This is a genomic window from Larkinella soli, from assembly GCF_003703975.1.
In the GTDB taxonomy this organism is placed as follows: Bacteria; Bacteroidota; Bacteroidia; order Cytophagales; family Spirosomataceae; genus Larkinella; species Larkinella soli.
Window position 1 is genome coordinate 1 of record NZ_ML112623.1, and the last position, 14,683, is coordinate 14,683.

General features: G+C 53.1%; 9 protein-coding genes. 6 read left to right on the forward strand and 3 right to left on the reverse strand.

The features are described 5' to 3' along the window. The 6 genes from DX909_RS29425 to DX909_RS01475 form a co-directional block, all read left to right on the forward strand. On the forward strand, nucleotides 1-5,228 hold a 5,228-nt coding region (locus DX909_RS29425; protein WP_164851167.1), incomplete at its 5' end, for a fibronectin type III domain-containing protein. Between the two features lie 2 nt (nucleotides 5,229-5,230). Beyond that, nucleotides 5,231-5,851 carry a hypothetical protein gene (locus DX909_RS01455; protein WP_128543280.1) on the forward strand — a complete coding sequence of 207 codons (621 nt, stop codon included), beginning with the start codon at nucleotides 5,231-5,233 and terminating at the stop codon, nucleotides 5,849-5,851. A gap of 1,666 nt (nucleotides 5,852-7,517) precedes the next feature. After that, nucleotides 7,518-8,618 (forward strand): hypothetical protein, encoded by a 1,101-nt coding sequence (locus DX909_RS01460; protein ID WP_128543281.1) that lies wholly within the window; start codon nucleotides 7,518-7,520, stop codon nucleotides 8,616-8,618. Nucleotides 8,619-8,626: 8 nt separating this feature from the next. Continuing rightward, on the forward strand, nucleotides 8,627-9,157 hold the full coding sequence (locus tag DX909_RS01465; RefSeq protein ID WP_128543282.1) for a hypothetical protein: 531 nt from the start codon (nucleotides 8,627-8,629) through the stop codon (nucleotides 9,155-9,157). 347 nt (nucleotides 9,158-9,504) lie between these two features. Further along, the gene (locus DX909_RS01470; RefSeq protein WP_128543283.1) at nucleotides 9,505-9,996 is read left to right on the forward strand and encodes a hypothetical protein; all 492 of its coding nucleotides are present in this window, start codon (nucleotides 9,505-9,507) and stop codon (nucleotides 9,994-9,996) included. A gap of 9 nt (nucleotides 9,997-10,005) precedes the next feature. Next, a complete protein-coding gene (locus tag DX909_RS01475) occupies nucleotides 10,006-10,524 on the forward strand; it encodes a hypothetical protein (RefSeq protein WP_128543284.1) in 519 nt (172 codons plus the stop codon). 190 nt (nucleotides 10,525-10,714) lie between these two features. Here DX909_RS01475 and DX909_RS01480 read toward each other — a convergent pair whose 3' ends face one another. The 3 genes from DX909_RS01480 to DX909_RS01490 all read right to left on the reverse strand — a co-directional run bounded on the left by DX909_RS01480 (nucleotide 10,715) and on the right by DX909_RS01490 (nucleotide 14,679). After that, nucleotides 10,715-11,212, reverse strand: a complete 498-nt coding sequence (locus DX909_RS01480; protein ID WP_128543285.1) for a vitamin K epoxide reductase family protein — start codon at nucleotides 11,210-11,212, stop codon at nucleotides 10,715-10,717. Nucleotides 11,213-11,291: 79 nt separating this feature from the next. Next, nucleotides 11,292-12,041 carry an FG-GAP repeat domain-containing protein gene (locus tag DX909_RS29860; RefSeq protein WP_229310905.1) on the reverse strand — a complete coding sequence of 250 codons (750 nt, stop codon included), beginning with the start codon at nucleotides 12,039-12,041 and terminating at the stop codon, nucleotides 11,292-11,294. Between the two features lie 832 nt (nucleotides 12,042-12,873). Next, on the reverse strand, nucleotides 12,874-14,679 hold the full coding sequence (locus tag DX909_RS01490; RefSeq protein WP_128543286.1) for a RagB/SusD family nutrient uptake outer membrane protein: 1,806 nt from the start codon (nucleotides 14,677-14,679) through the stop codon (nucleotides 12,874-12,876). Nucleotides 14,680-14,683: the final 4 nt, after the last annotated feature.

The following is a 14,683-nucleotide window of genomic DNA, read 5'->3' on the forward strand; positions in this document are numbered from 1 at the left end:
ACCGCGACCGCCAGCCCGTCTCCAATGCCGGTACGGCCCTGATGACGGTGCTGCTGCACTACCCTCCCCTTTTGACCTTCCCCGCCCCCGGCCAGACGTTGCCCCACCAGCCCCAGCCGGCGGTGCTGTTCCAGTGGACGCCCCGCAACGCCGGCACGGTGGCCTTCACGGGCCTGCCGCTGTACACCTTCCGGCTCTGGGAGCTGCGCGACGCAGGCCAGGACGCCAACGCCGTGGCGCTGAGCCAGCCGCCCCTCTATGAGGAGACGACGGCTCAGCCCAGCCTGTGGTATGGTCCGACGCTGCCGCCCCTGCAGGCGGGGATGCGTTACGGCTGGCAGGTGCAGGCTTTCGATGAGAAGGGGCAGGACCTCTACGTCAATCAGGGCCTGAGTCAGGTGGCTACCTTCACGGCCGGGCTGCCCCTTGCCGATTCGATGGCGGCTCCCTCCCCGACCCGGGTCGACTGGGCCGCCATTTTTAACCCGGAATCCTGTCCGGTCAATACCGTTTCCCCTTCTCCGGCGGACTCTACCCAAAGTCCGGCCGACCTGCTGCGCTCACCCGCCCTGACCCGGCTCCTGACCGACTCGACGCGGCTGCCCCGCTGTCCGGGCAGCGAGGTGTCCGGTTACAATTGTCAGGAAACGGTGGCGCTGCCCCCGCCCACCGGTGAACCGCAGGGCCGCCTGCAACCCGGCGAGGTGCTGATGATCGATCAGTATAAAGTATTGCTGACTCAGGTTTCGGGTGGGGCCGGGCGTTTCAGCGGGCAGGGGCTGCTGCCGTGGAACTTCGCCGGGGGCGCCTTCGTGCCGGTCGCTTTTGAAGACCTTCAGGTGGTGAAGGCGGCCAACACGACCGGCGGAGGCTGTGTAACCGGCGGCCGGATGACCAGCGCCAAAGCCGACGCCGGCCTGAGCGGACGGCTTCAGACCCTGCTGGCGAAGCCGACGGCTTTCGAGGGAACACTAGGCGAGGCCCTCGACAGCCTTCGCGGGGCAGCTCAGGGGACCGACGACCCCGCCACAAGCCGGTATCTGACGGCCGTACAAGAGGGCCTTGGGTGTTGGCAGCAGCGGCTGCAGACGGCCCGCACCGGCGTCGATTCGCTTAAAATCCGGCAAGCCCTGTCGAGCCTCGACAGCCTGCTGCGCGATCTGGGAACGGCCCAGACCTGCCTGACGGCCGGCTGTGTTCCGGACCGCACCCTGCTGACCGAGGGCACCCCGGACCGCATCGACCAGATTCTGGAAGTCCTGGAAACGAGCCTCCTGACCGACCCGCTGCCCAAGCCCGAACAACTGGCCTTTCAGCCCCTCGACAGTGCCGGGGTCCGCATCAGCTGGGCACCGCATGCCCGCCATCTGAGCTACCGGCTGACCTACCGCGATGCCCGGGGCCGGGAGCACACGCTGCTGCCGACCCGGCCGCAGGCGATTCTGAACGGTATCGAGCCCAACCAGCCTTACAACTACACGATCACCGCCTACGGCGACGGCTTCACGGTCAGCCCGCCGGCCCAGAGCGAATTTCACCTCGGCACCCGGTGTGAAGTTACCCTAACGGCTTCGGCCGCACGCATCGCGGCCGGGCAGGAGGTAACGCTGGCCGTCATCGGCTGTCGGAGCGAGCAGGGGCAGGCAGGTACGCTGCTATGGAGCGAGAACGGCCGGCCCCTGGGCACATTCACCCAGCGCAGCTTCCAGCCCCAGACGACCACCACGTACAGCGTTACCTGTCTGCTGGGCACTGATACCGGCGGCCAACCCATCGGCTGCGTCGACCAGCGGACAGTGACGGTCGAACCCGTCTGTGCGGGGGTGGTGGCCAGGGATTGTAGGCTGTTCCAGCTGGCGGCCAAGTCCATCGGGGCGGAACGGCGCCGGGATACGCAGACGCTGGTGGAGGCTGTCGGCTGTACCGGTACCGTTCAATGGGAAAAGCTGCGGGGGAATGCCAACCTACGGCTGGACGTACGCAACGACCACGTTGTCAACGTCACCAACATCCGCTACAGTTTTCAACTGGCGGTCACCTGCCCCACCACCGGATGCCGGGTGATCGGCGACTATCCGGCTCCGCCCAACGGCTCCGGTCTGAGCAATGCGCCGACACCCTACTGCAGCTACCAGCAGGTCAAGCTCGTTCTCACGAAAGAATCCAGCCAGTGGATCACCTTGGCCCTGGCTAACCCTACCCACCAGTCGATCGGCACCTTCCGCTGGGACGACCAACCCCTTGCCACAGAGCCGCTGCGTACCTTTCTCCGGCTCCGAACCCCGGCGGTCTTCCAGGCTACCTATCAGAACGGCAAATGCAAGGTGGCCTACATCTACGATCCCAAAGCCAGCGATAGTTTGGAGATCCCTTGCCCGAAGTTCGAGCTGAATCCAAAAGAACAGGTCGTACAGATCCCCTATAACCGTCCTTCCCAGGATCTGACGCTGACGGCTACCGGCTGCACCAACGGGGTTCAGTTGGCGCCCGTCACCTGGAATCTGATCGAAGGCGGGCGAATTACCGGGTTACGGACCGACACGACCGGGAAGTACACCTACCCCTTTACCGATGCGCAGGCGAACCAGAGCCTTCAGTTTCAGGCGGTTTGTAGCCTGTTTCCGACCCATCCGCAGCTGGCTACCGTTCGGGTGGAGAAAGCCCTGCCGCCCGATTATGAGCGGGCTCCGGCCGACCCCTGCAGTTTCTTTGTGAGCTGCCCCGATCCGGCTAACTTCTACCTGATGACGGCCCAGGCCCTGCAGCCGATGAGCTTCACCGTCAGCGGTGGCAGCCATATCACCGCCTACCCGCAGAACGGCGGGCCGGCTCTGGTGTCCACCCGGCCCGACGGAGCCGGGAATGTGGTCTGTCAGCTGGCGACGGCCACCGTGCCGGGCAGTTACAGCTACAGGATCGTCAATAAGCAGGACGACGGCCAGTTCTGTGTGGGCTATCTGACGCTGACGGTGGATTACCAGCGGGCCCCGCTGGTGACGGGCGTGCCCAACCAACCAACTTACGCGAAGCCGAAACAAGCCTCGAATCGCTGCGGGACGCTCTACCAGCTGGCGGGCCGGTCGGGCACCTTCGGCATTCCGCACAATGCCCCCCAGCACGCTTGGGACTATGTATTCAACAAAAATGCGCATCCGGGCCTGGGCGTGTTCGCGGCCGGATATACCCCCGGCAGTGACCAGACCTACGGCCTCTTCCGCGACCCGGATCAAATCGGGCTGGTCGACAAGGTGTGTGCCCGAACGCCGGGGGCGACCCTGAAGGTGTACAACTCGCGGGAGGTGAAAACCAAACAGACGGAGGTGGGCGCGCTGGCCGTTTCGCCCATGCAGCATGTGGCCGTCACGTTCAAAGCGCTGGATGGCATAAAACAATATTTTGGCCGCTGCACCTTCCCTGACGGCACCTACTGTGATTCGGAATTCACGATCGACCCGGGTCAGGTGGGCAGCGGGGGTGGGTCGGCGTTGGCCGATGCCACCCCCGCCGAAGCACCCGCCGATGCGGTCGGGGACGGAGGAGCGGGGGCGGGCGACGGCACGGCCTCGCAGCCGTGTGTATACGCCCGCCAGGAGGCCGTGCGGTTCCTGCTCGACGAGGTGCTGTGCCGGCGACTGAGCGCTGTCGCCGGGAGCAAGAAACCGCAACTGGAAGCGTTGCGGGCCGGTCTTGCGGAACAGGGACTGACCCTGCCCCCGGTCACCGACGCGATGGCTGCCGATCTGGACTCCGGTCGCTGCGCGCAGGTGGTGCAGGCCCTGACGGCGGGTCTGTCGGGCAACGCCCCGGTGGATTCGCTCAAAAGGCTGGTCAACCCCCAAACGGCCGAGGAGTTGGTCAGCCGGGTGCTGGAGGAGACGGAGGACGAAGTGATCGACTCGGATTTAGTAGAACGGGCCATTGAAGATTTTGGTGGATCAAGTGGGGCCCGGCTTTCTACTTTTGGGCTATGTCCTGCTTATTATTTTTCACCTGCCGGAAATCGGATTACTGTCCCAGATATACAAGGATGCGTTGTCAGCGTAAATGGAATTTTACTAAAATTTGAGCGAGCCGGAAAATCCTACGTGGCCTTGTTTAAACGGAAAGACAAAATTTTCATCGGATATCATGACGAAGCCCGGTTTCTGGCGGTAGCGAAGGCAGCGGCAGACGGTAAAGTCAAAATTGCAGCCAGGTCACAACTAAATACATGGGTTTCAGATTTAGGGTACCAGTCTGAAAAAACCGGGATCGAGCGATTTAAGGAGTTTATTAATTCAAACCGAACCGCTCCTGGACTGCTACGAAACTACTCTCCAGCGATCTATGAACAAATTCTCGTGAGTCTGAAAGATTGGCCCGAAGAGAGTTTTAGAAATGTGGAAGCAGAAGATAGTCCTTTCCGGTTTGACTTATCCAAGATCCTGGAAATGGTAAGTTCATACCTGATCAAGGACAGGATTCTCATTTCGGGCACTAAACCTTCCTATACTCCTACCGATAGCTGCGGAAATCGGAACAATTCAGCATTATATGAAATGTGCTTCGCCGATAACCCGCCGTTGTCTTGGTTAGATGAGTGTGCCAAGTATTACTATGACCAATACTCTAAAGCACCAATTGATGCAAGAAAAGACTTTGCAAGCCCATTCCGTAGCAAAGGGTTAGACTTCGTTCCAGACTATTTTTTGTCAGGATCAGGAGGTATCCTTGATCTAACTCAAGACTACAGAATTGTTGAATCTTTAAATGAATCTGCATCTTTCAACAACTTCCACCAGGCTTTATCAGAAAATATTATTAATATAATCCACCAAGACAGTCTAACTAAAATAGATGAAAGTTTATTAACACAAGGTGGTCGAAATATAAACTTTACTGAATGGGAAGTTAAGCCAGTAATTCCTACAAACCTTTATTTATGTATGGGAGGAACAAAATACCTCGAAATAAAAATTAATTTAAAAAAAGTATCTACTACCAATGAATTTTTCCTAACGCTTCATTATGAAATATGGGACACGTTTGGAGCTGATAGAGATGACATCCAATGCGAGGAACTAATTTCGGATGCAAGCCTATGGCCTCCGAGAGTAAAAGTTAACTTAAAATCTGTCATTTTGCCATTGAAAGCCTTTTTCCTTCTTCAACACTATAATAACATTGGAGGAAACTGCAGGCCGTTTATAACGAAACTTAAAGTAACAAAAATTATTAAGTTTAAATAAATATGAAAGCCTTGATCAAAAGCATTGCGGTAATTTTGACAGCTTTACCTCTATTCTGGATTGGAGGATTCTTTCTTTTACCAAGGATTGATCCCTATTATGAAGATCTAACATTGAAAAAAGATTATCGAATCTATTTCGTCACTGCAGAATCATTTGCAAAAGAATTTATTCTGAAAGAGACCTTCTCCATCTTAAATACCAAGTTCCTTGCAAAAGAGAACAAGAGGATCAAAGAAGTATACTTTAGTAGATGGCAGTCCCTTGAAGATGGTTATCCACATTCAGATATTTTCGCTATTTTCTATTTATGCCCAGGAAAAGCAAAAACACTTATTTGTAACCAATGCTGCTTTAATAGCTCACAGTATGATAAGCTTTTCAATCCTAGCGAAAAAATATTTCTAAGAAAAAATTACCTTTTACTAAAAAGTAATTATTCAAACAGCATAGGGTTCAATGAATACCAAAATTTATCATTTTTTACTTATTTATTTAGTTACCAAAAACAACATGAAGAATTTATATTTGAGTTTTATTTTCAAAAAAGGAAAAAGTCGATCATAATCCATTATTACCAATTTGGCTTAGGGTTTACTTCGGATATAATAGACAAACCTTAAAAATTCTTAATTTGTCAATTATTTAAGCTCAACAAATATCACACTTCAATGTTTTGAATTAGAAGCATTTTAACACCTAAAGGCGTAAAAACCGAGCAGAGCTGAGCGCAAAAGGAACTTCTCAGCATTTCAATAAATTAGATATCCCTAAACTGCATCATTGCTTAATTTTATAAAGCATAAAGTTCCTCCTTACTTTGATGCTTTAATTGGCGCCAATTAGCTACTCAACAAACAGGATTTAGCCAGAAACCAAGACGATTTGATATTGCCGTTTGCTGACCTAAAGCGCTTAACTACTCTTTGAAGTTCAGATCTCAACTATGTCATTCTGGTTGGCAGTCCGATTCCATCCAACAGTGAGTTGTTTAAAACGTTAAGCAATTATACCAGAGTAATCCGAATCGACATTCCAGATGATGAATTTAGCGATCCAATAATTCCCGGGACATTGTTATTTGGGGCGATCATGGCCAGATTTAAACAAGATGATCATCCTCATTTTGACTATGGGCGTCCAGGAACCCAAGCGGATTTAAATATTGAAAATCTTGTAAAGCAAGTTAAAAAGTTCTTAGACAATGAGATCATTAGATAAAAGTGCCTTAAAATATAGTTTTATTTTTTTTACATTATTACCAATAATAGAAATTTTATTGCTACCATTTGTTTCTGGATGGGAAGGAAGTGAACTAAAGTCTTATTTTTTAAGAAAAATTTATGTCACACTTCTTGGATTCCCATTTGACTATTTTGGGATAATTAAAATTTCTCTAGTATCAATTATATTAAATCACACATTCTGGACATGTCTATTTTACTTTATGATTTCTAATTTTAGAAGAACTAAAAAAAAAGAGATGCGCAATGAATAAGGATTTGAAAAAAGGTAGTATTAGTTCTGAATTACCTACCTTGTGCTCAAGCTATAAAACAGTAGCCTATTTTTAAGATTGCAAACTTTTCATCTTCTCGTTTTTAATACTACAGAACGCTAAGCGCCTATCTCAGAGTAATCCGAATCGATATTCCAGATTATGAATTTAGCGATCCTGCATTTGGGGAGATTTTAAGAGTATTTACAGCTTTATGGGATAGCAACTCCCATCACCACTTTGATTATGCCAGACCAGGCATGTCTGCAGATAAGGCAATAAAAAGTTTATCATTTACTGTTTACAATTTTTTACAAACCTTTTAAAATTTAGACGAGTTCTCCAATGAAAATTTTTAACAAGCAAGCAGTGAAGTACAGCTTAATTTTTTTTGCTTACTCCCACTTTTCGAGATATTAACGTTACCCCTTACTTTTTCTTGGGAAGGCTCCAAGCCAAAACTGTTATTTTTAAGGAATTTAGTAAAGCTAATTTTTGCCTATCCGGGGAATTATTTAGGGCAATTTAACAAAAATACTTTATGGTTTTATTTCTGCTGGCTATTGAATCATGTCATTTGGTCACTTCTTTTTTATGGATTCATCTTAATTTGGTTAGGAATGAAAGGTAGAGACAGAGGGTAACTCCAACCATGAATTGGCTAAATCCCTGCGGTTACTACGATTCAAACTCTGCTTAACCATTTAAAGGCCAGAGCCCCTCGAAATCGCCACCTCAACGACAACTGGCTGGGCACGATCAATCGCCAGCAACTGGCCGCCGACGGCACCGTGCAGCTGACGGCCCGCCGACTGATCACCGGCGATAACGCCACCTACGAAGTGACGGCCCGGCCCTACGACTACCTGCTGGTATCCTTCGAGAACGACTTCCAGATGGAAGGGACCGGTTTCGCCAAAGGAGAAGTGTATGCCCTGCCGGCCATTTACGTCTACGCCCTCTTCCACCAGTCGACGATGCAGAAGTGGAAGACCAGCGCCGAGGTCGGGGTTATGGCCGGTCTGAGTGTGCTGGGCGCGGCTGAAATCGCAGCCGCCGTGGAGAGCGGCTCGGCGGCCGGGTTCGTGACGGGGGCCATCGACCTGGGGCTGGGCATCGGCGATGTGGTGCTCAGCTCGGCCTTCCCCAACGAGGTGGCCGCGATCTATCCCAGGCTGGCCGAGAACTGGAGCAGGCTGGCGCTGTGCTGGGGAATCGGCCGGCTGGCCGGCACGGGGCTAAAATCCGCCTTTAAACAAACGTTTATCGAAAGTCAACTAGCCCGGTTTGATTTTCGACTATCGACGCAAGCCAAGGAAACTGCATCAAAAATTAAACAGGAACTTACTCGTAATGTTGCTCAATTTGCAGAATTTATTGATGAAACTGATGCCTTTGAAGAACAAGTTAGGTTACTTAAATTGTATCCATTTGTTGAGGGCAGGACATTGGATGCCGATGTCCTCAATTATGCTTATGTTGAGAGAAATGGTTTAGCACCATATCTTAAAAATTCTCAGGTTGTAGACCAAGAAGCTAAGATTGGAGGAAAAATATACTGTGTTGAATATCGGAGTCAGGCTGGACCTGGCAACTTTTTTACAGATAAGATATTCTCCAATGAAGCAGAAGCCAGAGAAGAACTTGCCTTAATTTGGGATTTCAAAAAATCCCATGATTTGGTTATCAGGGAGTATACTATTAAAAGTCCATTCATTTTTCATAAAGGTATAATCGGCCCACAATTTGATCCAACAATAAATAAAACATACAAAGGAAGTGGAATACAATTTGAAATCCCGGATGAAGTGAAAAATAATTGGCCAAACTATTTCGTAACACAAGATTTAAATCCTGAGAAGATAAGGGATTTTATTATTGAATTAAAATAAGCAAATAAATGAAGAATTTCACTGAAGTTGCAATTAAGGATAACGTAAGATTCAGATTTTCTGATACATTATCAGGAGAATCAAACATTAATCCAGCCAAAAACCCACTCAATTGGGAAGCAATTGAGTGGGAGGAAGCAGAACATATAGTCGAAATAAAGTTCGAAAAAGGTACTTTACTAAAGGCAATGATTGACGAAAATAAAGAAAAATGTTTAGCCGTTTATGAAAGAAGTAAAACGTATCCAATACCAAAAAATGGCGTTATATATAACTCAGACGGAAGTCTATTCAAAATCTTAGAACCTCCAGTTCTAGTTGGCAATATTGCACTAAGTATATCCGAAAATATTAAAGGAAATGGTTTTGGCGGCTTATATCCAACTTGGCTTTCTAACAGTAAAGGAGATAAAGTAATTGGAATTAGTATAATGTTTCCCCCTAAGTATCGAAACAGATATGGCGACTTTTTTGAAGTTAGAGAATTAGATCTGGAAACGGGTGAGTTTGGCGAAGTGCTTCAGGAGGGAGCAATTTAATTTTCGAAAACTGAAAAGAAATCTTTCCATTACTTTTGAAAATTTTTATCAACAATCATTACTATATATTTACAAGTTCAATTCTCAAATGTAGAGTAATAGCTTGAATATTCAGTCCTCTATTCGGTCTGAATTCCTTTGATCGGCTGGCCGGCACGGGGCTGGAGGGGCTCTACCGGCAGGCGTACGTAGAGAGTGAACTGGCCCGCTACGATTTCCGGCTGCCCGAACCAGCTAAACAGACCGCCGGCCGTCTACACGAGCAACTGCACACCAAGCTGCCGGAACTGCGGCCGGCCCTGCAGACGCTGGAGGCCGAGCTAAGCAGCCTCAAGGCCAGTCCCTGGGTGAAAGGGCGCAAGCTCAGTGCCGAAGCCGTCAATATGGATTTTGTCACCAAAGGGAATTATCCCCCTTATCAATTCGGGTCAATGGTCGAAGATATTGAGATTGGCGTTGGAGAACGATTGTATTGTATTGAATATTTGAACCTAACTCAAATGGGTAAACGCGATGCACCTGGGGCATGGATGGGCCGACAGCTTTTTAGCTCTGAACAAGAAGCTCGGGAAGCATTTTCCATTCTCCCTGAGTTCAAAGAAGTCGGCCAACCTTTAGTAATCCGAGAATACATCGTCAAGAAACCCCTTCAAGCCCGGTTGGGGATTGCCAGTTCGTTGCAGAGTCCTACCAATGGGCATCAGTATGCGGGGGGAGGCCCCCAAATTGAGCTCTTGAATCAGGTCAACTATGAACCCGCCTGGGTAGACTACTTTCAACATCAAGGCTTTACCGATAAGACCGAGACCATTAGGAACTACGTCAAGAAACTAAACTGAAGCCTTAGGATGAAAACCATCGAAATTGATGAACGGGGGTTTGCCTACAAGTTGTTGTACTCCTCCTCCGAATACGGCGGTTGGGCTCGGCAATATGTCATCGGCATCGAATGGCATTACCACGGGCAGCTAATCAGGATTGACATACAGAATGAAAGCCTTTTTAGAGAACAAGTCAGTCCCGACGGGCAGTACTTGGTGCTGATCTTCTACCAGAACAAGCAGTATCCTGACCCCTGCAACTGTGTGGTCTACAACCCGCAGGGGCAGATCCACCGCATCGTTTGCGCTCCCTATCTGGTCAGTGAACAAGCCATTGCCTATCATCAGGGCAACCGCCAGGTGCTGGGCCTGATTCGTGGAGCTTCGATACGTAAAAATGCCACTGGCGAAGAGGTCATGTTTCTGGGCATATACGATCCGGAAGAATATTATCATTCCCATGCCTTTTACTTTGAAAGTCGGGAGTTTAATCCAGAGACAGGGGAAATTGGCCCTTTACTGGGAGTGTCACTTGAGCTTCGATAATACAATTGAATTATGAATACATCGTCAAGAAACCCCTTCAAGCCCGGTTGGGGATTGCCAGTTCGTTGCAGAGTCCCACCAATGGGCATCAGTATGCGGGGGAGGCACCCAAATTGAACTCTTGAATCAGGTCAACTATGAACCGGCCTGGCGGGAGTATTTCGAAGTGCCACGTTCCATACCGCCCCGCCTATCCGAACAGCTTCCGAACCGCCTTCATCACTTCCGGGACCGCCAGAACGACGGTGGCCGCCGACACGACGGTCGCCATCTGGCAATAGAAGCACAGCTTTTTGTTCTCCTGCCATTCCTCTCGCGCCAGGGTCAGGTTCAGAGCGGTATCGGCCAGGGTTTTTACACCCATGGCGATCGGTACGCCCGGGTTGGTTTCGGCGCGGTCCTTTCCGCCGGCGCCCGCCAGCATGGCCGTGGTCGCGTAGTTCAGGATCATCATCAGCGCATCCGGGGTGTCGAGCCGCTTGTAGGCGTAGGCCGACGCATCGACCTTGTCCGAATCGAAGACGGAGATCGGGGGGTCGGGTAAATGTTTGATAATGCCTAACTGATACAAACTGACAATCTGCCCGATGGTGGCGCCCACCATCGACAGACCGGCAATCCAGCGTCTGCGGTTCAAATCCTCGGTCTGCCCTTCACGCAGTTCCTGACTCAGTTGTATGGGATTCATAACGTCGAGATAAAAGAAGTTTCATTGGTTAACCGGGCAATTCTCCTTTTGTTCCCGAAACCTCCCTCCTGCCCGGAACTCAGCGGGTCCGGTTTTCCAGCACGATCAGCGGCAGCGAGCGGTTCCAGACCGGCTCGAAACCGGGTTCGTTCAGGAAGCCCCGGGCATAGTTGCCCAGCACCAGATCAGGATCGCCGTCGTGGTCCCAGTCGCCCGCGTCCAGGCAGAGCCAGCGGCCGTAGGTATGCACCGGCACGGCGTGGGGCTGAAACTGCGAAGGGCCTTTCTGTTCGAAATATAAAAACGTCCGGTCCGGTTTTTCCTGAAAATCAGCGAAGAAGGCGATGGTGGCGAGGTCGGTATCACCGTCGCCGTCGAAGTCGGCGGCCACCGCTTTGGTACAGCCGTCGATGGGATAGAAATAGGTCTGTTTGAAACGGTTACCGCCCTGATTCGTGAACAGATACACGCCGTGGTACGGCTTCAGAATCCGCGAATAGTCGCTGTTGTCCCCGCAGGTGTAGACGATGTCCGGCAGACCGTCGCGGTTGAAATCGGCGAGCTGGAAGCTGGTGGAGCCGTAGACCGGCGGAAACGTCAGCAGGTTGCGCTCCCGGAAGCCGCCGTTGCGGTCGTTCGTGAATAGCCGGATGCCTTCGTCGGCGTGGGCGAACAGGGCCATGAAATCCGGCCAGCCGTCGTGGTTAAAATCGCCGGTGATCACCTGCGTAGCCCCCGGAATTGCCTTCACGACCTGCTTCTCGAACCGGCGTCCGGGTCGCTGCTTCAACAGATATAAACCGCCCTCGTTGTGGCCGAAACCACACACGATCCAGTCGGTCAGGCCGTCGCGATCCAGGTCGATGGGGGTGGTTTGGATGGGGCGCGGCAGCCGGCGGAACCGGAATACTGCCCGGCGAGTCCGGGTCCAGTTCGATCACCTCCCCAACGGGCTGATCTACCGCCCGGACGGTGCCGATGCAGGTCAGGACGGTCTGCGCGATCCCGGCCCGTTCGTTCTTCGGCACCGCCTGAACGGCCGGGGAGGGCAGCGTTAGCAGCCGGGTCGGCTTCAGGGCGGCATCCCATCCGTATAGCCCCGCGTCGGTTTCACTGCCCGACAGAATCCGGCGGTTCACGGAATCGAACACCACCATCGTCGTGGTGGCGACGGTCGGACCGGATTCGGCGGGTTTGACGACTCGGAAGACCGACCAGTCGGGGATCGGGGCGACGGGTGGGGCGGCTTTCCGGAGATGCTCCGGGGCCAGCTTCCGGTAATAGGCCACCAGCTTATTCCAGTCGGCGAGGGAGATGGCCGCGCCTTCCGGCTGGAAATAGTTTGTGCTCTGCCAGACCTCCAGACCGAGCTTCGGGGCCATGGCCGGCAGCACCCGCCGAGTCCAGGTTTCCTTGTCGAGGGCGCCGGGGTCGGGCGGCAGCTGCCACCTGCCGCAATACCGCTGCACCAGTTCCTCCTCTTCGCTCACCGGCGGGTAGTTTACCGTTTGGCCGGAACCGCAGCCGGAAAACAGGCCGGCCAGCACGACGGGCAGTCCGGAGAGCAGGACGCCCGAAATCACCTTTTTCAGTTGCATAGGAACAGAATCAATAAAAAGAGGCAGCCGAACGACTGCCTCTTTTCAGGATAGGGAAACCGATTAATTGTATCCCGGATTCTGGGTCAGGGCCGACTTGCCGCCCGAGGTGCTCAGGTCGATCTGCCGCTGCGGAATCGGGAAGTACTCATTCTTGCCGGCTACGAAACGCCCCCCCCGAATGTCCGTCGTCACGGTGCTTTCGTAGGCGATGTAGGCGTTCAGGACCTTCTCGGCGATGCCCCAGCGAACCAGGTCGAAGAAGCGGTGGCCTTCCATGGCCAATTCCAGCTTCCGCTCGAAATAGATGGCGTTCAGCGCGCCGTCTTTCCCCAGTGCCGCAAAAGTCCCCGCCGGATAAACCGTCAGCTTGTAGTTGGCGGCCGGGGTGGCCGAATAGCCCGTCAGCGGGGCGGCCTCGTTGGTGTACTTATACACGTAGTTTACCGGGTTGGCCGCCCGGGCGCGCACCTGATTGACGTAGGTCTGCGCCTTTTCGAAGTTGCCCAGCTGGGCTTCGGCTTCGGCCGCCATCAGCAGCACGTCGGCATACCGGATCACGTTCCAGTTGATGGCCGTTCCGGGCGCCCAGGAGTGCTGGTCGGCATACTGGTCCTGGGTGGTCTGCATGTAGATGTTCTTCTTGGGCGAATACGGCCCGGCGTAGGTCTGGCCCGGGCTGCGGATCCAGTCGGCGCCGGGGTGGTTGCCCCAGTCCAGATACGGAATCCCGCGACGGCCGATGGTCCAGTCGATGCGGGGGTCCAGCGGACCGGCGTCCGGCGTAAACGGCTGGCTCGACGCGATGCCCTGGTCATTTTTCACCGGGTGAGCGTTGTAGTCGTTCAGGTACGGAAGGCCGGTGGCGTCCGTCCGGTATGAGTTGGCCAGATCCTGCGAGGGCTGGAAGAAGCCGCAGCACCGGAACGGGCTGTTGCCGTACGGGAAGTTCAGCATGTCGCCCTGATTGGCGCTGGCAATGGTGCCGCTGCCGTCGTTGGCGACCATCTGGATGGCGAACACCGACTCGGAATTGTTTTCGGTAGCCGCATCGAAGTTATCGTGAAACCGGGTCACCAGGGCGTATTTGAACCCGTTGCTGGTGACGCCCTGCGTCGTGATCTGATCGAACAGCGCCCTGGCTTCGGCAAACTTATGCTCATACAGATACGTCTTGGCAAGGTACGAAGCCGCAGCCCACTTGTTCACCCGCCCGATGTCCGACTGCGTGGGAGGCAGGTTATCCATGGCGAATTTAAAATCGGCTTCGATGCGGGGCCAGATGTCCTCGGTGTTGGCCTGGGCACTGGCCGTCGGCGTTTCGATGGTTTCGTCGATCCAGGGCACCTTGTTGAACATCTTCTTCAGCTCGAAGTAGTAATGGCCGCGCAGGAAACGGGCCTGAGCCGCAATTCTGGCCTGGTCGGCTTCCGGAATGTCCTGTGCCTGGGCGAGCAGGCGCAGCACCGAGTTGGCCCGGTTGACGCCTTCGTAGACCGTCCGCCACTTGCTGTTGAAATAGCCGTTGCTGGGGTCGGCCGTGAATTTGGCGATGGCGTCGACGGCCGGCTGGTCGCTTCCGTCACTGCCCTTGTGGGCATCCCCGCCCGCGATGGAACCGTAGACCCAGTTGCTGGGCGATGCCTCCCAGGCGTTGCCGCTGGCGAGGTTGAGAGCGCCCCCGTTGTTGTACTGACCGTCGAGGGCGGCATAGGCCCCCACCAGTAGGGCGTCCACCCCGCTGCGGGTCGCCAGCGTCTGATCGCTCAGCGCCCCCTGGGCCGGAATATCGAGACTGTTCTGGCAGGAATCGAAGGACAGGCCGAGGGCCGTGACCGCGAGCACGGCGATATATTGTGGTATCTTCATGATT

What these genes read in the sequence shown, in the direction of transcription:
- DX909_RS01455 (WP_128543280.1), top strand. Translation starts at nt 5,231, where the DNA reads ATGAAAGCCTTGATCAAAAGCATTGCGGTAATTTTGACAGCTTTACCT.
- DX909_RS01480 (WP_128543285.1), bottom strand. Translation starts at nt 11,212, where the DNA reads ATGAATCCCATACAACTGAGTCAGGAACTGCGTGAAGGGCAGACCGAG.
- DX909_RS01475 (WP_128543284.1), top strand. Translation starts at nt 10,006, where the DNA reads ATGAAAACCATCGAAATTGATGAACGGGGGTTTGCCTACAAGTTGTTG.
- DX909_RS01490 (WP_128543286.1), bottom strand. Translation starts at nt 14,679, where the DNA reads ATGAAGATACCACAATATATCGCCGTGCTCGCGGTCACGGCCCTCGGC.
- DX909_RS01465 (WP_128543282.1), top strand. Translation starts at nt 8,627, where the DNA reads ATGAAGAATTTCACTGAAGTTGCAATTAAGGATAACGTAAGATTCAGA.